Annotated in this window: 13 protein-coding genes and 2 tRNA genes; 10 read left to right on the top strand and 5 right to left on the bottom strand. The window is 58.8% G+C overall.

The features are described 5' to 3' along the window. Window positions 1–47: 47 nt before the first annotated feature. The 5 genes from BN1936_RS06705 to BN1936_RS06725 all read left to right on the top strand — a co-directional run bounded on the left by BN1936_RS06705 (window position 48) and on the right by BN1936_RS06725 (window position 5349). Window positions 48–974 carry a LysR family transcriptional regulator gene (locus tag BN1936_RS06705; RefSeq protein ID WP_049686998.1) on the top strand — a complete coding sequence of 309 codons (927 nt, stop codon included), beginning with the start codon at window positions 48–50 and terminating at the stop codon, window positions 972–974. A 275-nt stretch (window positions 975–1249) separates the two neighbouring features. After that, on the top strand, window positions 1250–1627 hold the full coding sequence (locus BN1936_RS06710; protein WP_022444468.1) for a RidA family protein: 378 nt from the start codon (window positions 1250–1252) through the stop codon (window positions 1625–1627). 74 nt (window positions 1628–1701) lie between these two features. After that, the gene (gene dcuC, locus BN1936_RS06715; protein ID WP_022444469.1) at window positions 1702–3087 is read left to right on the top strand and encodes a C4-dicarboxylate transporter DcuC; all 1386 of its coding nucleotides are present in this window, start codon (window positions 1702–1704) and stop codon (window positions 3085–3087) included. 87 nt (window positions 3088–3174) lie between these two features. Continuing rightward, entirely contained in the window at window positions 3175–4344 is a 1170-nt protein-coding gene (locus tag BN1936_RS06720; RefSeq protein ID WP_022444470.1) for a MalY/PatB family protein, read from the top strand. A gap of 192 nt (window positions 4345–4536) precedes the next feature. Further along, window positions 4537–5349 (top strand): MetQ/NlpA family ABC transporter substrate-binding protein, encoded by an 813-nt coding sequence (locus BN1936_RS06725; RefSeq protein WP_022444471.1) that lies wholly within the window; start codon window positions 4537–4539, stop codon window positions 5347–5349. Window positions 5350–5406: 57 nt separating this feature from the next. Here BN1936_RS06725 and BN1936_RS06730 read toward each other — a convergent pair whose 3' ends face one another. Continuing rightward, a complete protein-coding gene (locus tag BN1936_RS06730; RefSeq protein ID WP_022444472.1) occupies window positions 5407–6312 on the bottom strand; it encodes a DMT family transporter in 906 nt (301 codons plus the stop codon). Window positions 6313–6564: 252 nt separating this feature from the next. Between BN1936_RS06730 and BN1936_RS06735 the strand changes: the two genes are divergently transcribed. The 3 genes from BN1936_RS06735 (at window position 6565) to BN1936_RS06745 (ending at window position 8794) form a co-directional block, all read left to right on the top strand. Further along, a tRNA-Asp gene (locus BN1936_RS06735) sits at window positions 6565–6642 on the top strand. A gap of 48 nt (window positions 6643–6690) precedes the next feature. Further along, window positions 6691–6768: transfer RNA gene (locus tag BN1936_RS06740), tRNA-Asp, on the top strand. Between the two features lie 103 nt (window positions 6769–6871). Continuing rightward, entirely contained in the window at window positions 6872–8794 is a 1923-nt protein-coding gene (locus BN1936_RS06745; RefSeq protein ID WP_049686999.1) for a SurA N-terminal domain-containing protein, read from the top strand. A 119-nt stretch (window positions 8795–8913) separates the two neighbouring features. Here the strand turns inward: BN1936_RS06745 and BN1936_RS06750 are convergent, their stop codons facing one another. Both BN1936_RS06750 and BN1936_RS06755 read right to left on the bottom strand, forming a co-directional pair. Next, window positions 8914–10485: a bifunctional ADP-dependent NAD(P)H-hydrate dehydratase/NAD(P)H-hydrate epimerase gene (locus BN1936_RS06750; RefSeq protein ID WP_049687000.1), complete on the bottom strand. Its 1572-nt coding sequence runs from the start codon at window positions 10483–10485 to the stop codon at window positions 8914–8916. Window positions 10486–10575: 90 nt separating this feature from the next. Then, window positions 10576–11820, bottom strand: coding sequence for an NAD(P)/FAD-dependent oxidoreductase (locus BN1936_RS06755; protein ID WP_049687001.1), 1245 nt, complete (start codon window positions 11818–11820; stop codon window positions 10576–10578). Between the two features lie 215 nt (window positions 11821–12035). Between BN1936_RS06755 and purL the strand changes: the two genes are divergently transcribed. Beyond that, complete coding sequence (purL, locus tag BN1936_RS06760) at window positions 12036–15998, top strand: phosphoribosylformylglycinamidine synthase (RefSeq protein ID WP_049687421.1); 3963 nt, start codon at window positions 12036–12038, stop codon at window positions 15996–15998. A 140-nt stretch (window positions 15999–16138) separates the two neighbouring features. On the opposite strand, the gene BN1936_RS06765 is transcribed toward purL, so the two are convergent. Together BN1936_RS06765 and BN1936_RS06770 are read right to left on the bottom strand one after the other, a co-directional pair. Further along, complete coding sequence (locus BN1936_RS06765; protein WP_082164510.1) at window positions 16139–16927, bottom strand: peptidylprolyl isomerase; 789 nt, start codon at window positions 16925–16927, stop codon at window positions 16139–16141. Between the two features lie 59 nt (window positions 16928–16986). Beyond that, window positions 16987–17622, bottom strand: coding sequence for a septation protein A (locus tag BN1936_RS06770; protein WP_022442925.1), 636 nt, complete (start codon window positions 17620–17622; stop codon window positions 16987–16989). Window positions 17623–17930: 308 nt separating this feature from the next. Here BN1936_RS06770 and BN1936_RS06775 point away from each other — a divergent pair, with 308 nt between their 5' ends. Beyond that, window positions 17931–20663, top strand: coding sequence for a M16 family metallopeptidase (locus tag BN1936_RS06775; RefSeq protein ID WP_187367758.1), 2733 nt, complete (start codon window positions 17931–17933; stop codon window positions 20661–20663). The last annotated feature ends 13 nt before the right edge of the window (window positions 20664–20676 follow it).

Consider the following 20676-nt stretch of genomic DNA (forward strand, 5'->3'; position numbering starts at 1 on the left):
CTTTTTCCGTATAACAACAGTCCATAGTGTCCTTTGGAGAGAGACAAGTGAAAGAAGCCGGAGAAGTCACGCGGGAAGAGCTGATGCTTTTCACTGCGCTTTGGGAGAAGCGTTCACTCACCGCGGCGGCTGATCAGCTTGGGATCCATCTGCCAAAGGCATCACGCCTTCTGAAGTCGCTCCGGGAGTCTTTCTCGGATGATCTCTTCATCCGCATCGGGAACACGATGGAGCCGACAAGAAAAGCGTCCGCGCTTCTCCCCCGTGTCGCGGCGTCACTCGCCTCGCTGGAGCGGCTGTTTGCGGAAAATACGTTTGATCCGGCAAAGCTCCGCCGGACTTTCACCGTGATCGCGAACAGTCAGCCGCTCTCACGCTTTGGCCCTATGCTGCTTGCGGATCTCAGCCGGGCGTCTCCGGGAAGCCGGGTTGTGTTTCAGCAGCCTGGAAGCGGGTGGAGCGCGAGGCTTTCGGACGGCAGCGCCGACGCTGCGGTGTCGCCTGAAGGCAATATTCCGAATGGATTCATGGAGCTGAACGCTTCGCGCTGCCAGTACCAGATCGCGATGCGGCCCGGTCATCCGCTTCTCAGACTGCCTGAAATCACAGCTTCAGATCTCGCTGAGTATCCGGAATGCATTGTGGAGGCATCCCGCTTCCGGGGAAAGCGGTTTCTCGAGGACGGCAGGGCGTCGGATAAAACGGTCGTGATACCGGATGGGCTCGCGGCCCCTGGCTTTCTTCTCGCGTCTGACGCCTGGATGGTGTCCTGTACTCTCGTGATCCGGAATCTCTTCAAACCCCGTTACGGGCTCGTTTCCATTCCTTTCCCGAAGGATTTCAGGCCCTTCTCGGAACCCCCGCTTCTGAAGATCGTCTGGCATCCAAGAACCGCCTCCGATCCGGCGGAGCAGTGGTTCCGCGGGCTGCTCGAGAATGCCGTGAAGAGTGCCTGTGGAAACGCAGCAGCATGACGCTTAAATTGCTCCTTTCACTTTTTGAAAGGAGCGATTACGGGATTCCTGTCCGCCGGAGGGGTATTTCTCAATACTGATTTTCCCTTTTTTTCCCAGAATAATTACCTATGAGGAATTAATCAGGTGATCCAATAGGAATAAAGGATTAGATCCAAAAAAACCGGGTTCCTGGAAACCAGTTCCCGTAAGCTTGAATACTTAAACCTGAAAAATTCCCCCGATTCCGGATGAGAGTCCGGATTTCGGCCACACACATGCAAGGAGAATGAGATATGGATAAAACCGTTATCGCAACCCCGGATGCGCCAGCCGCAATCGGTCCCTATTCTCAGGGGATCGCCGGAAACGGACTCGTCTTCGTGTCCGGGCAGCTCCCGGTTGACCCGAAAACGGGTGCGATGCCTGAGACGATTGAAGCTCAGGCACGGCAGTCCCTCACCAATCTGAAAGCCATTATTGAAGCCTCGGGTAGCTCGCTCGACAAGGTCGTGAAGACCACGTGCTTCCTCGCCGACATCGCGGATTTTGCCGCTTTCAATGCCGTATACGCGGAGTTCTTCCCGAAAGACGCTCCCGCCCGCTCCTGTTTCCAGGTCGCGGCCATACCGAAGAACGCGAAGCTAGAAGTTGAAGCTATCGCTCTGAAGTAAGCCGCTTCTTCACCAGGTCCCGGGGCCGGTGACACGAAGCTCCGGGAGAGAGAAATTCTTTCGGAGCTTTTTTCATGTTGAGTCTTATCATCGCTGCGGTCACAATCGCGATCGTGGTGTACCTGCTCGTCAAGGGCTATTACCCGCAGGCGGCGCTTTTTATCGGCGGCCTGATTCTTCTCACCTGCACCTGGGTTTTCGGCCTGGGCACGCTGCTTCCCGCTAAGACAACCACTCACTTCGGCGGGTTTGATGTCTTCAAGGTCTTCAGTGAAGGTTTCGCGACCCGAATCGGGGGGCTCGGCCTGATGCTCATGGCGATCGGCGGTTTCTCCCGCTACATGGAGCATGTCGGTGCGTCGAGCGCGCTCTTCCGCGTCTTCGAGAAACCCCTGAAGCATATCCATAATCCGTACCTGCTTCTCGGCGCGGCCTTCATTGTTGAGCAGATCATGGTGATCTTCGTGCCGTCGCACGCTGGTCTTGGTCTCCTTCTGATGTGCACGCTGTACCCGATTCTCGTGCGTTCCGGCGTCAGCCCGCTCTCAGCGCTTGGCGTGATCGGTTGCTGCCAGTTTATGGATGTGGGGCCGGGTTCCGGTAACGCGAACATGGCGGCGCAGGTCGCCGGGATGGACGTCTCGGAATACTTCGTTTACTACCAGCTCCCGCTCTTCATTGCGCTCGTCGTGATCCTTACCTTTGTGCAAATGTTTGTGCAGGCCTGGTGGGATAAGCGCGAAGGCTGGAAGTTTGATCCGGCCAACGTTCAGACATTCGCGGGATCGAAGCCCATGGCTGATGTGAAGGAAGCCCCGAAGTTCTACGCGATTCTGCCGGTGATTCCGCTTTTCCTCATCATCTTCTTCTCGAAGGTGGCAGGCAGCGCGATCCGTATGGATGTCGTGACCGCCATGGTGATTTCCACCGTGATCGCGATTGTCTGCGAACTGATCCGGTACCGGAATCTGAAGGACGTGCTTGCGACTTTCAAGCTTTTCTTCGAAGGCATGGGGAAGATCCTTGCCGGTGTGGTTTCGCTGATCGTCTGCGGTGAATTCTTCGCTCAGGGTCTGATCAAATCGGGGGCCATGGGAACGCTGATCACGAGCGCTGACCAGGCGGGTTTCGGCCTTGCCGCAATGGTGATCGTGGGCGGTCTGATTCTCTGGCTCATGGCTTTCATTATGGGATCCGGAAACGCGGCGTTCTTCTCGTTCGCCCCTCTGGTTCCTCCGATCGCGAAGACGCTCGGTGTCTCCACCGTGTCCCTTATTTTCCCGCTTCAGGTGCTGGTGTCCTTCGGCCGCGTTTCCTCCCCGATTACGGCAGCCCTGATCGCTATTTCCGGTATTGCCGGTGTTTCCTCCTTCCAGGTGGCGAAGCGGACTTGCATCCCGATGTTCGTTGCAACAATCGTGAGCTACGCCGCGTACTTCCTCTTCTGGTATCACCCCTGATCCGGAGCGCCGCGTCTGAGTGGCTCAGAGCCCCTCGGCGCGGCCGATGAACCTGTTTTCTGAGATTGAATTTTTGGAGCAATAACTATGACGCTCAAGCATAACTTTGATGAGATTGTTGACCGCCGCGGAACGAACAGCTCGAAGTGGCTCAAGTATCCGGCTGACGTCCTTCCGATGTGGATCGCGGACTCGGATTTCCGCTGCGCGCAGCCGATCGTGGATGAAATGAAACGCCTCGCTGAGCATGGGGTCTACGGCTATCCGTACGTGCAGGAAGGGTCTTTCGAGCGTGCCACTGTCCGCTGGTGCCACGTCCGCTATGACTGGGATTTTGAGGAGAGCATGGTGGACTTTGTGCCTTCCACCGGCACGGCCCTTGCGGTCGCTGTGAAGGCGTTCTGCGAACCGGGTGACAAAGTCCTGATGCAGACGCCGATTTATCCTCCGTTCACTGCCGTCACGCAGAAGAACGGCTGCACCGCGTCCAATAATCCGCTCATTTTCCGCGATGGAAAATGGGAAATTGATTTTGAGGATTTTGAACGCCGGGCCGCGGATCCGAAGTGCAAGCTTTTCCTCCTCTGCAACCCGCATAACCCGACCGGCAAGGTCTTTACGGCTGAAGAACTCACGAAGATCGCTGACATCTGCGGCCGCCACGGCGTTGTGGTGTTCGCGGACGAAGTGCATTCGGATTTCGTCCATGCCCCGAACCGTCATCAGGTCTTCGCGAAGCTTTCCGAAGCCGCGAAGAACATGTGCGTCACTGCCGTGAATCCGGCAAAGACCTTTAATATCGCGGGCCTTCGGACATCTTCTGTTGTCACGATGAATCCGGAGCTTCAGGCCCAGTATCAGGCGGCGCTCGCTTCCTGCAAGCTCGGGCGCGAGGGGTTCGGCATCGCGGGCTACGTGAAGGCCTTTACGGAATGCGACTATTACGCGGATCAGCTGCTTCCCTATATTCAGGGGAATCTGCACTATGTGCTCGATTACATCCATGAGCATTTCCCGCAGATCGGCGCCTATATGCCCGAGGGGACTTTCTTCCTCTGGCTCGACTGCCGGAAGCTGCCGTTCAAGACCCAGGCTGAGCTTGACCGGTTCTTTGTTGAAAAGGTGAAGCTCGGACTGAATCCGGGTGATACGTTCGGTGTTGAGGGCGAGCGGTTCCTTCGCATGAATGTCGCCTGCCCGAGAGCGTACTGCGAAGAAGCCATGCGTCGCATGAGCGCGGCGTTCGCTGAGCTCTGAGAAACACGGTTTTTCTAAGCAATACTGCTCAGGTCCCCGATTTTCGGGGACTTTTTTTTGATTCTGTGTGCGGTATTACCCGAGGAAAGACGGAAATCCGTTTTTGATTCGCCCATAATGGATTCAACAGAATAACGGCGCCTGGAGGCGCCGCAAATTGAAACCGTATCCAAGAAAGAGAGGAACAGCACTATGCAGAAGCGAGTTTTTCTGAAGACGATCGTTGCGGCTACCGCCGCGGCCGCTACGGGCGGCTTCGCCACGGGCTGCACGAAGAAGCCGGCTGAAATCAAGGTCGGCGCGACCGCAGGCCCCCACGCTGAAGTGGTTCAGGCCGCGGCAAAGGCTGCTGAGAAGGACGGCCTGAAGGTTCAGGTGGTTGAATTCACGGATTACCTCGGACCCGATAAGGCCCTGGCTGAAAAGGCGCTCGATCTGAACGTTTATCAGCATGAGCCGTTCCTCAAGAACTTCAACGCCAATCAGAAGACTGATCTCGTCGCGGTGGCTCCCGCCATCCTGATGCGGATGGGCATTTACTCGAACCGCGTGAAGAACGTGAATGAGCTAAAGGATGGCGCCATGGTCGGTATCCCGAACGATCCGACAAACGGCGGCCGCGGTCTGCAGCTCCTTGAGAAGGCTGGCGTTATCAAACTGAAGGAAGGTGCGGGCTTCAAGGCGACGCTTGCTGACGTGGTGGATAATCCGAAGCACCTGCAGTTCAAGGAGCTCGAAGCCGCTCAGCTGCCGCGTTCACTTGACGACCTGGATGCCGCTACTATCACGATGAACTACGTGATGTCCGCGGGTCTTGATCCGGCGAAGCAGGGCATCTTCCTTGAAGACAAGGATGCGCCGCTTGCCCTGATGGTGATCGCAGCCCGTCCGGATAACAAGGATTCGGAAGCGGTTCAGAAGTTCGTGAAGGCTTATCACTCGGATGAAGTGAAGAAGTTCATCGCCGATAAGTACAAGGGCACGATTGTCCCGGGCTGGTCCTAAAATCCAGAGCCGGTAAGGCAGGAAAGACCGCGGAACTGAACATTCCGCGGTTTTTCTTTATCTGGATTTTTTGCCGGTGAAGGTGAAAAGCGCGAGAGAGGCGAAGATCAGCGCGATGCCGGCGTAGGCCGGGAGTGACAGACGCTCCCCAAGCACGGCCGCAGCGAGCAGCGCCGCAACCACGGGTTCCAGAAGCGAAATGGCAATAGCGGTGCTTGCCTGGACCCGTTCAAGTCCATATCCAAAACAGATATAGCCGATAAACATCGGAACCACTGCCATATAAAGGCCAACGGCAGCATTCTGAACCGAATGCAGGAAGGGGGCTCCCGTCGCAAGGAGAATCGGAAGCAGGAGCAGGGCACCGATTCCGAATTCCGCGCCCATCGCGGCTCGGGACGGAATGCCGGAAAGCATCAGGCGCCGTGCCGCGTACGAGTAATAGGCGTACGTAAAGGCCGCGGCGAGGGCGGCTAACACCCCTGCCACCGGGTGAAGGGCGGTTCCCGAAGCGGTTTCGGCTCCGGACTCCAGTGTGATGAGAAGAATGCCGATGATTCCAGCCGCAACGCCGGCTCCCCACCGGATGCCAGGCGCTTTTCCTTCCGCTGCCCATTCAATCGCGCCAGAGAATAGCGGGGCGGCACCGATCGAAATCACCGTGCCCAGAGTGACACCGGCAAGTCTCATAGAGCCATAAAACGCGATCGGGTAGATAGCGACAGAGAGTCCGGCTGAGAGAAGGAGCGCGGAGTGTCGCTTAAGCAAAGCGCGGTTCCGGCGGATCAGTGGGAGACCGCGGAGCGCCTGCAGGAGCCCTCCCCCTCCCATCGCCGCCGCAGCGATCGCGGCGGCAGACACTTCAGGAGCGAAAGCGGCCGCGGTCCCCGTCGTGCCCCAGAGAAGGGACGCGGCAAGAACGCCGAGAATTCCGAGAAAGTGAGTGCTGCTCTGGATAGGCATTTCGCGGGAAAAAGAAAATGAATCAAACGTTCTATTTTAGTAGGGGGCCGGCGGGATGAAAAATCAGTCTGCAGGAACAGCGCATTAAGTACCTATTTTTTATCGGAATTGCTCCCGGGTTTTGTCCCTTAACCCCTGAAAAGCCCGAAATCCGGGCATCTTCGACCTACCACATTTTTGGTATAAAAGAATTTATTTGAAAAAATAAATTGGACAAAAAGAAAAATCCACGTATAATTCAAATCCTGTTTCGGAGTTGTAGCTCAGCTTGGTTAGAGCGACGGCCTGTCACGCCGTAGGTCGAGGGTTCGAGCCCCTTCAACTCCGCCAGTTTTCTTTCTGGACAGGGAAAGAAAAACAAGTATAATGACTGTCTGTGGAGTTGTAGCTCAGCTTGGTTAGAGCGACGGCCTGTCACGCCGTAGGTCGAGGGTTCGAGCCCCTTCAACTCCGCCACAAAATTCCGAAAAGGCGAACTTTCCAAAAGTTCGCCTTTTTTTCTTATCTTCGGAAGGCGTCAGGCCTCGCCGGCCTTCCATCGCTGGGGAATCAAGGATCCATGCTTCAGGGTTTCCGCAAACATAAGCGCTGGATGATGGCGCTGATCATCGGCCCGATTTCGATCGCCTTCGTGGCGACAGGCATCTATAGCTATTCCCGCTCGAACGAAGGGGACAAGGCGCTCGCCGAAGTCGGCGGCTCCAAGATCACTCCGGAAGAGTTCGATCAGACGAAGCGCCAAGAGCTGCAGCAGCTCCAGCAGCAGATGGGAAGCAATTTCAAGTCCGGTATTCTCGATAATCAGCAGGCCCGCGCCGCGCTGCTTGACCGGCTGCTTTCCGAACGCGCTCTCGCTGTTGAAGTCGCGAAAGAAGGTATTCTCGTCTCCCGCGAGCAGGCTATCAACGTGATCAAAACGGCCTCTGGTTTCCAGGTGAACGGCAAGTTTGATCCCGAGCTCTATAAGCGCTTCCTCGCGAGCCAGGGTAAGACTGACGAAGGCTTCGTGCAGGAGCTTCAGCAGAGCCTCGCCCGCGAAATGCTCGTGAATAACGTCGCGGGCACGACGATCATCTCCAAGTCTTCGGTGAATCAGCTTAATCAGCTGCTCCGTGAGCGCCGCGAAGTGCGTCTGTTCTCGATTCCTGCAGCCCGCTTTATGCAGACGGTGCAGGTGTCTGATGCGCAGGCCAAGGCTTACTATGACAGCCACAAGGCTGATTTCATGAACCCTGAGCACGAGAAGGTGGAGTACGTGGTGCTCACGCCGGATCAGTTCGTGAATACGAAGCCGACTGAAGAAGACATCAAGACCTATTACGAACAGAACGCGAAGCAGTTCGCCGCACCTGAGGAGCGAGAAGCCCGCCACATTCTGATTGGCTTCGGAGGCGACGAGAAGGCCGCTGAAAAGAAGGCTGAGGCGATTGTTGCCCAGCTGAAGGCTCATCCGGATCAGTTCGCGGCTGTCGCGAAGAAGGAATCAATTGACACGGGCAGCGCCGAGAAGGGCGGTGACCTCGGGTGGTTCGGCAAGGGGACGATGGTTCCGGCGTTTGAAGCCGCGGCTTTCAGCGCGAAGAAGGGTGATATTGTCGGTCCGATCCGCACGGAATACGGTTTCCATATCATTCAGGTTCAGGATGTCCGCGGCGGCAAGGTTCCTCCGCTCGCTGAAGTCCGCTCGAAGATCGAAGCCCAGTACGGTCGCCAGATGGCTCAGAAGAAGTACGCCGAGGCTGCCGACGGTTTCTCGAACATGGTCTATGAGAACAGCAGCTCGCTTGACCCTGTGATCAAGAAGTACAACCTGAAACCCGTGATCGTTGAAAACGTCACGAAGGCCGGTCTCGGCAACACGCCTGACGCTCAGTATCTGAATGAGCACATGATTGAGCTTCTGTTCTCGAATGACTGCGTGAACGAGAAGCGTAATACCCAGGCGATTGAAGTGAAGCCGAACGTTCTCGTGTCTGCCCGCGTGCTTGAGCACACGGCTGCAGCCCAGATCCCGTTTGATCAGGTGAAGGCTCAGATCATCGCGAAGCTGAAGGCGGACGCCGCTGTGGCAGCCGCCAAGGCTGAGGGCGAGAAGAAGCTTGCCGCGCTCCGCGCGAAGCCTGATGACGCCGGCTTTACGGCCGCTGCCTGGGTTTCCCGTCAGCAGCCGATGGGGCAGCCTCCGGAACTCGTTTCCGCTGAACTCCGGATCCCGGCTTCGAAGCTTCCGGCTTATGTCGGCACGACGATTAACGGCGCCGGCTATGTGATTGCCCATGTGACCGCGTCTGACACTCCGAAGGTGACGGATGACGAACTGAAGGGTGCCAAGGCCGAACTCGCGAAGCTGCATGGCGCGGCGGACATGGACGCCTATATCGGCGGCCTGAAGGGAGTTCTCAAGGCCAAGGTGCTGAATAAGGATTACGTCTACCCGGCTAAGAAGGGTTCCGCTCCCGCCTCTTCCCCGGCCGCGAAGTAATTCCAGAAGGATTGCCGGAACCGCAGACCGCGGTTCCGGCTCCAATAAAAAATGCGCTTCAGACGAAGCGCATTTTTTTATGCCTCCGCCTGGGGCTGTCAGGCGGAAAGAAGCTTTAATCAGTGACGGACTTTGCCGATCATCTCAACCGGAGCCGGGGCGAGCTGTCCCGGCTGCAGAGCGATCGTGCCGACAGCAGAAAGCGGGTCGCTCCCGGCCTCTGCCCAGCGGAGCTTCGCGCGGCGGAGCATGCCGAGAGCGGTTGCGGCGCGGCGCGAGAGCTCATCTGCGAGCACCGGCATGGTAGCGCACTGAGCCGCAGCCCCATGGAGCCAGACCGCGCCGAGCACAGCGGTCGTCAGGTCATAGCCCTGAGCGATAAAGGATCCGATCATGCCGGAAAGGACATCACCGGTGCCGGCGGTCGCGAGCGCCGCGGAGCCGGTCGGGTTCACCCAGGCGTGTCCGGAGCGGAGGGACACCACCGTGCCGGTCCCCTTGAGAACAATCGCTGCGCCGGTCTGGAGGGCCAGTTCACGTGCCCAGAAAATGCGGTTGCTCTGAACCTCTTCCACCTTGTTCCGGAGGAGCTTTGCGGCTTCAAGCGGATGCGGCGTGAGAACCGTCATGGCGCGGCGGGTGAGGAGTTCTTCCTGAAGCTCAGGCTTCTCAGCGAGGATCGTAAGGGCGTCGGCGTCGAGCACGAGCGGCGTGTCTTCACAGTGAATGGCGTCAAGCAGACGCTTCACGGATTTTTCCCCCGTCCCCATGCCGGGACCGACCACAAGCGCGGAGAAGGACGCCAGGTCAAGCGGCGACTCGGCAATCATGAGTTCCGGGCATTCCGGGTCAACCGCCGGAGCGTCAGACGCGAGGAACTCGGTCTTCACACGGCCGGCTCCAAGTCGCAGCGCCGCGCGCGAGGCGAGGATCGCTGCGCCGATCTTCCCATCATCACCGCCCACAATGGCGGCGGTTCCCCAGGTCCCCTTGTGGCAGAAGTGGGGGCGGGGTTCAAGGATATGGCCGTAGTCCGCTTCATCAATCAGTCCCTGAAGCGGAAGCGGGATCGAGACATCGAGTTCAGAGAGGCAGACGTGCCCTGCGGCGTCACGCCCTTCATTCATAAAGAGACCGGCGTGGGCGGAAAGAAGGGCAATCGTCATATCCGAGCGGCAGCCCTGAATACGGCCGTTCCAGTTACCGGTTTCCGCGTTCAGTCCCGTCGGGACATCAATCGACACCTTGAGGGAGTTCTGCACGTTGTACCAGATCGTGGCGTCAAGGATTTCGCCGCGGATCGGGCGGTCGCCGCCGATCCCGAGCATCGCGTCAACCACGATATCAGCTTTCCCGAGAGAATTCGGCTCACGGACGGTCTTGCCGCCCACAGCCTGCCAGGCCGCGAAAGCGCGCTTCGCGTCATCAGCCTTCGGTTCATCCCCGCCGACCAGCACACAGATCACGTCGTGGCCCCGGGCCTTGAGGCAGCGGGCAGCCGTGAAGCCGTCTCCGCCGTTATTCCCCGTGCCGCAGAGGATCGTGACGCGTCCCTTCGGAGGAAGTTCGCGCTCGAGGCGCGACGCGATGTCCTGACCCGCGCGCTCCATCAGCGTGCCGGGTTCAAGAACAGAGGCCTGGCGCCGCTCAACATCCCGAAGGTCGTCGAGTGTCAGTAGGGAAATGGACATGCTTTTTATCTCCTTAATCAAATGGGTGCTGCATCCGGCCGTGCGGCGCTGCGCTTACGCGTCTGATGCCGCGCGGCTCGGGATATCTCTTTATTTCTCTGCAAACCTTCCCGGACTGCAGAAGGCCGCGAATTCACCCGGATCCTCTCCCAGAGCAGGGGCCGCGGCGATTTCCGCGGATTCTCCGGCCCCGGCAAGTCCAAAAGGACCGTGGGCAATATTCAGAATGACGTTATCCGCTCCCGGCACAGGGCTGGCCAGCGGGAAGCGATCAGGTGAAGCCAGAAATTCCCCGCTCCAGAACTGTGATGCCACAGTGTTGGAGCGCAGATTTTCAAAGCTTCCCATAACGGCGTCATAAAGCCGGTTACATTCTGCCTTCTTTTCCTTCTCGGCGGGAGAGCCAAGGAAGAAACGGCCGGTCGCGCGAAGCCGCCGGTCAAGCCTTGAGAGGATAAATCCTTTTTCGGGCGAGGCAACCGTGAGAGCCGGGAGCGCTTCCGAGTCGCTGAGTTCGAGTGTCAGCGTGAACCCGGTGAGAGACGTCAGCGGTGCCCAGAAGCCAGTTCCGGAAATCAGGGGCAGGGCGCCGCCCGCAGAGGCGAGGATAACAGCGTCACACGGGATCCGTTCGTTCCCGCTGATCGCCACCGCTTCCGCACGTCCTCCGCGGTAAATAATTTTCTGCGCCTCTGAGCGATAGCGCCGTGTAAACCGCGGACCGTACTTCTCGGCGATCCGCTGCAGAAGGAGCTTTGCCGCGAAGGTGGCGTTGAAGGTGGAATCCTCCGGGATCAGAAGCGAGGCCGCGAAGGTGAGAGACGGGTCGATGAGCGGAAAGCGTTCAAGCGTCGCTTCGCGGGAAAGGAGTTCCCGGTCAGGGAACGTTTCCCTCATCAAGGCGGTTTCCGCCTCGGAAAGCAGCATCAGAGAACCGTCAATCCGGCCATCCGCGATGCCGAATTCCGCGTGCAGCTTCCTCGTGCCGGCGTCAGACGCCTGGACGAAGGCCTCGAACCGTTTCAGATTTTCAGCGAAGGCGGGGTTCGCGGCGTTCTGTCCGGCTCCGGTGAGAAACGCGCGGTGCCTCATACGGTCTGAGACGCCGTCCGCAATAAAAACCGAGTCATCCGGCAGCTTTCGGAATGAAGAGAACTTCTTCATATAGAAGGCGGGATGAAAAGCCCAGGCGGACGCGAGAAACCCCGGGGCGTAGGAAAGCCCCTGCGTGGGGCCGGACGCCGATTCGAGCAGTGTCACGCTGCATCCACGACGAAGGAGCGATTCGCATGTTCTGATACCTGAAATGCCCGCTCCGATAACTGCAACCCGCATTGACTTTCCTCTGAATTCCAGGGCTTTCGCCCAAAACCGCTCAATTCTAATAGAAGCGGCCTCCCGAGGAGACGGAATACCGAGAAAATCCTTCCCTCTCTACCCACAGAAACCGGGCCGCCCTCTTTATAATGTGGGCAATCTTTTTTCCCACCAACTCGCAGTCCGGCTTCCCGTCCGAATCAGGGCGCGGCGGCCGGCAGAGGCTTTTGTCGATGACTACATCCGGATGCATGTTTGCGCTTGAGGCTTCGAGCGCGCTTTCTGATTTCCGTGCCGAGCGGCTGCTTGCCGATCTGAAATCCGTCTATCCCCAGGTGAAGGCGGTTTCGGGCCGTTACATTCACTTTGTACACGCTGCCCGGGCGCTTGAAGAGCAGGAAGTGTCCCGGCTCCGCGCGCTGCTTTCCTATGGCTTTGAGGGAGCGGACGCGGCGGCTGATGCTGAGTTCCTCGTGATCCCCCGCCTGGGAACAATCAGCCCCTGGGCTTCGAAAGCGACAGATATCGTCCATAACTGCGGCATGACTGAAGTGCTCCGCGTTGAGCGCGGCATCCGCTACGCGGTCGCGTTTGAAGGCGCTGCTCCCGCTTCTGACATTCTGGAAGCGATCGCCTCGAAGCTCCACGACCGGATGACGGAATCCGTGGTGCCTTCCGACTTCCCGGTTGAGAAGCTCTTCACGGAGCTCCCCGGTAAGCCGATGAGCGTGATTTCCGCCTCAACCCCGGAAGAGGCTCACCGTGAGCTCGCCCGCGCGAATGCCGAAATGGGTCTCGCGCTTTCTGAAGGTGAAATGGATTACCTCGAGAAGGCGTTCGAAGCCGAGGGCCGCGGCCCGACGGACACCGAACTCATGATGTTCTCTCAGGCGAATTCCGAGCACTGCCGCCACAAGATTTTCAACGCCTCCTGGGTGATCGATGGGAAGCCGATGGATCAGTCGCTTTTCGGCTACATCCGCGCGACTCACAAGGCGCATCCTGAAGGCACGATCACGGCCTATTCCGATAACGCCGCGATTTACGAGGGTTCCGAAGTCCCGCGTCTCTATACGCGTCCGGCAAAGGATTCTCCCTACGGTCAGTACTTCACGGAAGAGAACGAACTGACGCACACGGTCTTCAAGGTTGAAACGCATAACCATCCGACCGCGATTTCGCCGTTCCCGGGCGCCGCCACCGGTTCCGGCGGTGAGATCCGTGACGAAGGCGCTACCGGCCGCGGCGGCCGTCCGAAGGCCGGTCTCTGCGGCTTCACGGTTTCTGCGCTCCATCTCCCGGGTGCCGCTCAGGGCTGGGAAAACGATTCTGACGTGGTGACGGGCGAGAAGACTTCTCGCACCTACGGCGCGCCGTCCCGCATCGCGACGCCTCTCTCCATCATGAAAGACGGCCCGATCGGCGCCGCGGCCTTCAATAACGAATTCGGCCGTCCGAATATTGCCGGCTACTTCCGTGTTTTCGAAGCGAACGTCGGCGGCATCCGCTACGGCTACCATAAGCCGATCATGCTCGCGGGCGGCATCGGCAACATCCGTAATGACGAAACGAAGAAGCTCCCGGTTCCGGTCGGCTCGCTTCTGATCGTCCTCGGCGGTCCGGGCATGCGTATCGGCCTCGGCGGCGGCGCTGCGAGCTCGATGACCACGGGTTCGAACTCCGAAGCGCTAGACTTTGACTCCGTGCAGCGCGGCAACCCGGAAATGGAACGCCGGGCTCAGGAAGTGATCGACCGCTGCTGGGCCTGCGGTGAAAAGAACCCGATTCTCGCGATTCATGACGTCGGCGCCGGCGGTCTTTCGAACGCCATGCCGGAACTCGCGGAGATGTCCGGCCGCGGTGCCCGCTTCGACATGTCGAAGATTCCGGTTGAAGAGTCTGGTATGAGCCCGCTTGAGATCTGGTGCAACGAGAGCCAGGAACGCTATGTGATCGCCGTGCTGCCGGAGGATCTCGAGCGCTTTGATGTTTTCTGCCGCCGCGAACGCTGCCCGTACGCGGTGATCGGCCACATTGCCGAAGACGGCCGCCTGATTGTGTCGAAGCCCGAAGAGAAGCAGGACCCGGTGAATATGCCGATGGATGTGCTTCTCGGCAAGCCGCCGAAGATGCACCGCGATGTGAAACACGTGGACCGTAAGCTTGAGCCTGTGTCGCTCGATGGCGTTGAGCTTGCGAAGGTGCTGCCGGAAGTGCTTCGTCACCCGACGGTGGCTTCCAAGTCCTTCCTGATCACGATCGGCGACCGAGCGGTCGGCGGTCTGACGCACCGTGACCAGATGGTTGGCCCCTGGCAGGTGCCGGTGTCTGATGTCGCTGTGACCGCGCTTTCCTTCCTCAGCAATAAGGGCGAAGCGATGGCAATCGGCGAGCGTTCCCCGATCGCCGTGATCAATGCTCCGGCTTCCTGCCGCATGGCGTTCGCTGAAGCGATTACGAATATCGCGGCCGCTGATATCGAGCTTCCGACCGTCAAGTTCTCGGCCAACTGGATGGCTTCCTGCGGAAGCGAAGGCGAAGACGCGAAGCTTTACGACGCCGTGAAGGCGACGAGCGAATTCTGCATCGCGCTTGGCGTGTCGATTCCGGTCGGCAAGGATTCCTGCTCGATGAAGACGGGCTGGGAAACCGAGTCCGGTGAAAAGCGCTCCGTGACGAGCCCGGTTTCGATGATCGCGTCGGCTTCCGGCCCGGTCGGCGATATCCGCCTCACGCTGACCCCGCAGCTGCGCCCGAATGTGGCCTCCAAGCTGATCGCGATTGACCTCTCTGAAGGCCGTGAGCGTCTCGGCGGCTCGATCCTCGCTCAGGTGATTCAGAGCTTCGGTGATGAAGCGCCAGATATGGAATCCGCTGAGAAGCTGAAGGCCTTCGTGCGCGTGATCCGCGGTCTTGCTTCTGAAGGCAAGATCCTCGCTTACCACGACCGCTCTGACGGCGGCTTCGCGGCGACGCTCGCCGAAATGTCCTTCGCCGGCCACTGCGGCGTGTCCGCGGACATTGCCTCTCTGACCCGCGGTGATTCGCACGATCCGAAGGAAATTCTCCGCGCGCTCTTTAATGAAGAAGCGGGCGCTGTGATTCAGGTGCGTGATGAAGACGCTGAAGCCGCGATGGAGGCCTTCCGCGAAGCGGGTCTGGACCACGCCGCGTTCTTTATCGGCGCGCCGAAGAATGACGACCGCTATGTGATTCTGGTGAACGGGAAGGAAATCTACGCCGAGACGCGCGCCGCGCTTCAGAAGGCGTGGACGGAAGTCTCCTGGCAGATTGCCCGCAACCGTGATAATCCGGAATGCGCGGACGCCGAATACGCCCGTATTGAGAATCCGGAGGACACCGGCCTCTATATCCACACGACGTTTGATCCGCAGGATAACGTCGCGGCTCCGATGATCAATCTCGGCGCTAAGCCCCGCATGGCGGTGCTCCGTGAGCAGGGTGTGAATTCGCAGCACGAAATGGCTGCGGCTTTCATGCACGCCGGGTTCGAGGTTTGCGATCTGCACATGACGGATCTTCTCTCCGGCCGCGTGAATCTCGATGGCCTCAAGGGTATCGCGGCAGCAGGCGGCTTCTCCTACGGTGACGTGCTGGGTGCCGGCGGCGGCTGGGCCCGTTCGATTCTCTTTAACGAGAAACTCTCGGAAGAGTTCGCCCGGTTCTTCTCGCGTCCCGATACGTTCGGCCTCGGTATCTGCAACGGTTGCCAGATGTTCTCCGAACTCCACAGCCTGATTCCGGGCGCTGAGCACTGGCCGCGCTTTGTCCGTAACCTCTCGGAGCAGTTCGAGGCCCGCCTCGTGCAGGTGAAGATTGAGGAAAGCCCCTCGATCTTCTTCAGCGGCATGGCTGGTTCCTCGATGCCTGTCGTGAACGCGCATGGCGAAGGCCGTGTGCTGTGGCGTGATCCGGCGGATGCCGGGCAGGCTCTCGTTGCCGCCCGCTACGTTGATCCGCAGGGCCGTCCGACGGAAACCTATCCGTTTAACCCGAACGGCTCGGCTGCTGGCGTGACCAGCGTGACGACGCCTGACGGCCGCTTCACCGCGATGATGCCGCACCCTGAGCGCAGCCACCGCGCGGTGCAGCTCTCCTGGGGCGAAGAGGCTCTGGATGGTGAGTGGAGCCCCTGGATGCGGATGTTCTGGAACGCCCGCCGCTGGGTTGGCTGAGGCGCATCCTTCTGGTGAACCGGTCCGGATTCCCGGACCGGGATCAGCGAAACGAAAAAAAGCAGCAGATGAAAATCTGCTGCTTTTTCATTACTGCTCCGGCCGGGGCGGTGCCGCCAGCCGGGGGTTCAGCTCAGATCTCAGTGGATCTTCGCCTTCGCGACGAGGCCGTCCACGTAGGCGTTCACACGCTCACGGGTCAGGTTCTGCTCAATCTGCAGCTTTGCGCGGTCGAAGGCCGGGAAGAGTTCAGCCGGGCGCGACTCCATCACCTGGAGAACATGCCAGCCGAACTGGGTGTGCACGGGCTTCGCGCTCACGGCGCCGATCTTCTGAGCCTTCATCGCGTCGCCGAACGGCTTCACCATGGAGCTCGGGGAAGCCCAGTCAAGATCACCGCCGTTATCCTTCGTGCCGGTGTCGATCGAGACGTCCTTCGCGACCTTCGCGAAATCCTCACCCGACTTCAGGCGCTGCAGGACCTTATCCGCGTCAGCTTCAGTGGCAACGAGGATGTGGCGCACGTGATACTCAGTCGCGCCGTATGCGGCCTTTTCCTTATCGTAGGCAGCGCGCACTTCAGCTTCGGTCACCGGGTGAGCCTTCATGTACTTCGCAATCACAGCCTGCGAGAGGATGTTGTTCTTCGCCTGATGGAGAGCGGAGCGCACGGCGGCGTCCGTCGTTTCAAGCTTCTGCTTCGCAGCTTCCTCAAGGAGCACTTCCTGAGCGACGAGCGCGTGCTTCACATTCTCTTCAAGCTGAGGCGTGCGCTGGTTGCCCTGAGCGACGGCGCCCTGAATCAGGTGCTCCTGCTCGGCAGCCGTGATCTTGTGGCCGTTCACGGTAACGTCAGAAACAGCGGCGAACGCCGGGGCGCTCGCGAAGATGACGCCGGCGAGAAGGGCGGCGGTGGCTTTCATTTGCATTGGAACTACTCCAAAAAAAACAGATGATTTGGACAGAGGGTTAAGGCTTCTGCCCGGAATTATTTCGGTGCGGCGTCGCTCTTCACGTTGTCTTCAAGGGACTCGGGGCTGTATTTCGCGATGTAGAAACCCATCGCGAGCGTGAAAGCGAGTGTGAGACCCAGAAGGCCGAAAAGCTTGAAGTTAACCCAGGCTTCCGTGGAAAACGAGTAGGCAACCGCGAGGTTGATAAACCCGACTACGATGAAGAACCCGATCCAGCCCTTCTGGAGGTTTTTCCAGATATTGGCGGGAAGGGCAATCTGAGCGCCGATCAGCTTATGAATGAAGTTCTTTCCGGTCATGCTGCCGTAGATCAGGATCGAGGCAAAGATCCAGTAGAGGATCGTAGGCTTCCACTTGATGAAAAGCGGATTGTGGAGCCAGATCGTGAGACCGCCGAAGATCGTAACGATCGCGAGCGACAGCCACAGCATGACTTCCACCTTTTTGCCGCGCAGCAGCACAAAGGCGACCTGCAGGATTGAAGCGACAATCGCGACCGAGGTCGCCAGAATCACCGGCGCCTGCATGGGATCGATTCCGCTGCCAAGCAGCCGGTTCACGATTCCCATCGTCTGGTCGATCTTCGCTTCAGAAATCTTGAAGGAGAGGAAGAAAAGGATGACCGGGAAAAGGTCGAAAAGTAGTTTCACGGATACTGCTCCGAAACGCCGGCTGAAACACCTTCAGCCATATAGAGAGAGTGAAATTAGCACATTCAGCGCGGATTTGCGATTTCCGCCGCGTGTAAAGGCGTGACAAACCGTTGCGGTGCGCTAAGATGGAGGACTCTTACGTGCAAGGCGAACCGGCGGCTTGTTCCCGTCTCCCAAAAGGAGGCAGGGGATCCGCAGTCGCCGGGAAGAAATGACTGCGGAGAGCGCCCGGGTTCAGTCCTGATGAGATGCCCTCCGCCGCCTCTTTTTTCCTTTTTCTTATGAGATCGATACTTAAGTTCATTATGGTTACTGGTTCTGCAGTACTGGGTCTTGCCTCGGCTCCCGCCGGGGCGGCCGCTCAGCCGGCTTCCGAACCCGTCCGCGCCGTTAAGGCCGCGGTGGTGGAAGGAATCACTGAGTACACCCTTCCGAACGGTCTGTCCGTTATTCTCTTCCCTGATGCGTCAAAACCCACTGCCACCGTCAATATGACATACAAAGTGGGCTCCCGGAATGAGTCTTACGGAGAAACCGGCATGGCGCATCTTCTTGAGCATCTGATGTTCAAGGGATCCAAGAATTTCCCGTCTCCTACGAAGGAATTCACGCGCCGCGGATTCCGCATGAACGGTTCGACCTGGCTCGACCGCACGAATTATCACGTGTCCTTTACAGCGACCGATGACAACATGGACTGGGCGCTTCACTGGAGCGCGGACGCCATGGTGAATTCCTTCATTGCGAAGAAGGATCTCGATTCCGAGATGACGGTTGTCCGGAACGAGTACGAGATGGGTGAGAACGACCCGGTGAGCGTCGTGCTGAAGCGGATGCAGTGCATCCTCTTTGACTGGCATAACTACGGGAAGCCGACAATCGGCGCCTGGAGCGATATCGAGAACGTGAAGATCGAGAATCTTCAGGCGTTCTATCACCGTTACTATCAGCCGGACAATGCCGTGCTGACGGTTTCCGGCAAGTTTGATCCGGCTGAGGTTCTGCCGAAGATTGAGGAGATTTTCGGCGCGATTCCGCGCCCTGAGCGGAAGCTGCCCGAAGAGTGGACCGTTGAGCCTGTGGCTGACGGTGAGCGTTCTTTCACGGTGCGCCGTCCGGGGGAAGCGAAGTTTGTCGCGGTCGGCTACCGCGTGCCGGCCTCAAACGACCCGGACTTCCATCGCGTGGCGCTGGGGGTCTCGATTCTGACTGACAGCCCGAAGGGGCGTCTCTATAAGGCGCTGGTTGACACGGGACTCGCTGAAAAGGTGTTTGGTTTCTCGATCCCCGGAAAGGATCCTGGCTTTGTCTTCATCGGCGCGCTTCTCAAGAAGACCGGAGATGAAGCGAAGGTGCGCGACGCCATGGTGAAGACGCTTGAAGAGTCCTTCAGCGAAAAGGCGCCGACCGAAAGCGAAATGAAGGTGGCGGTTGAGGACGAGCGGACGGATTATGACCGCATGTTCTCGGACCCCGAGGAATTCGGCGTGGAGCTTTCTGAGTACATCGGGCAGGGTGACTGGAGACTTTTCTTCATCGGCCGGGATGAGCTCGCCGATATGACGCCTGAAGGTGTGGCCGGCGCGGTTTCCCGGTACTTTGTCCGCGATAACCGTGTGGTCGGTATGTTCCTTCCGGAGACGGCCTCCAGGCGTGCCGCGATGCCGAAGCGTATTCCGATCGCGGAGCAGATCGCGTCTCATCACTTCAATGAGAAGGGCGAAGAGGCTGAAGCGTTTGATAACTCGCAGCAGAACATCAATGCCCGCACCGAAGTCGTGAAGACCGGCTCTATGAAGCTCGCTCTTCTCCCGAAGAAGAACCGCGGCGAAACGGTGACTGTTGAAATCCGTCTCAATATCGGAAACGACGCGGCGCTTAAGGGGAAGCAGCTCGAGAAGACGCTTCTCGAGATGATGCTGACCCGGGGCACGAAGGATCTCACGTATGAAGAGATCTCGGACCGCTTCACCGCTCTCAAGATCGACGGTGATATCACGAGCTTCACGACGGACCGCGTCCATATCGCGGACGCGCTCCGGTTTGTGGGCGGACTGATGCGTGACGCCTCCTTCCCGAAGGACGAATTCACGAAGCTCGCGCGTCAGGTGGCGACCTCCAACCAGGCGAAGCTCGACAATCCGACGACGCTTGCGATTGACGCGATGAGCCGTCACTTCAGAACCTATCCTGAAGGGGATGCCCGCAACCGTCTGACGAGTCAGGAAATCGTGGACCGCATCGGTTCGATGACGGATGAACAGGTGAAGGAGTTCTATGACAGCGTCTTCCAGACAGCGACCGCGGATATCGCGGTGGTCGGCGACTTTGATCCGAAGGAAGTGAAGGCGGCAATCGCTGACTCCTTCACGAAGAAATCTGAGACGCCGTTTGTCCGCGTGGATTCCGAGTACCGTCTGGTGGCTCCGAAGCGGATCGTGATTGATACGCCGCAGAAAGAGAACGCCTTTCTGATGGCGCGCCGCGATTTCGCGGCGAATATGGATGATCCGGACGCCGCGGCGCTGATTGTGGCTGACTGGATTATCGGCGGCGGTTCCGGCCTCTCGAACCGTCTTGCGGATCGTCTCCGTCAGAAGGACGGCCTCTCTTACTCGGTTTACAGCACGATCGTTCTGAAGACTTTCGGTAACCGCGCGAGCTGGATTGCTCTCGCGATCGCCGCGCCGCAGAACCTCGCACACGCCGAGAGCGACATGCGGGAAGAATTTGCCCGTGTCGCGAAGGACGGCGTGACGGAGAAGGAAGTGGAGGAAGCGAAGAAGGGTCTTCTCGAATCCCGTTCCGTGAACCGTTCCCAGGACACGATGCTTGCGACCGGCTGGGTGAGCTACCTTGCTGAGGACGCTGACTGGACGAAGAGCCTTGAGCTTGATCAGGCTATCAGCCGTCTGACGGTGGATGATGTGAACCGCGCCGTGAAGAAGCTCGTGAAGACGGACGACTTCACGTTTGTCCTCGCGGGTGACAGCGCAAAGGCCGCCTCCGAAGGCAAGCCTTTCACGGAGCTGAAGTAAGCATGTGAATCGC

The sequence above is a fragment of the Dakarella massiliensis genome (assembly GCF_001182045.1).
Lineage (GTDB): Bacteria > Pseudomonadota > Gammaproteobacteria > Burkholderiales > Burkholderiaceae_F > Mesosutterella > Mesosutterella massiliensis.

Excerpts from the sequence above, each read along its gene's own strand:
- BN1936_RS06710 (WP_022444468.1), top strand. The coding sequence starts at position 1,250 with ATGGATAAAACCGTTATCGCAACCCCGGATGCGCCAGCCGCAATCGGT.
- dcuC (WP_022444469.1), top strand. The coding sequence starts at position 1,702 with ATGTTGAGTCTTATCATCGCTGCGGTCACAATCGCGATCGTGGTGTAC.
- BN1936_RS06720 (WP_022444470.1), top strand. The coding sequence starts at position 3,175 with ATGACGCTCAAGCATAACTTTGATGAGATTGTTGACCGCCGCGGAACG.
- BN1936_RS06725 (WP_022444471.1), top strand. The coding sequence starts at position 4,537 with ATGCAGAAGCGAGTTTTTCTGAAGACGATCGTTGCGGCTACCGCCGCG.
- BN1936_RS06730 (WP_022444472.1), bottom strand. The coding sequence starts at position 6,312 with ATGCCTATCCAGAGCAGCACTCACTTTCTCGGAATTCTCGGCGTTCTT.
- BN1936_RS06745 (WP_049686999.1), top strand. The coding sequence starts at position 6,872 with ATGCTTCAGGGTTTCCGCAAACATAAGCGCTGGATGATGGCGCTGATC.
- BN1936_RS06750 (WP_049687000.1), bottom strand. The coding sequence starts at position 10,485 with ATGTCCATTTCCCTACTGACACTCGACGACCTTCGGGATGTTGAGCGG.
- BN1936_RS06755 (WP_049687001.1), bottom strand. The coding sequence starts at position 11,820 with ATGCGGGTTGCAGTTATCGGAGCGGGCATTTCAGGTATCAGAACATGC.
- purL (WP_049687421.1), top strand. The coding sequence starts at position 12,036 with ATGACTACATCCGGATGCATGTTTGCGCTTGAGGCTTCGAGCGCGCTT.
- BN1936_RS06765 (WP_082164510.1), bottom strand. The coding sequence starts at position 16,927 with ATGCAAATGAAAGCCACCGCCGCCCTTCTCGCCGGCGTCATCTTCGCG.
- BN1936_RS06775 (WP_187367758.1), top strand. The coding sequence starts at position 17,931 with ATGGTTACTGGTTCTGCAGTACTGGGTCTTGCCTCGGCTCCCGCCGGG.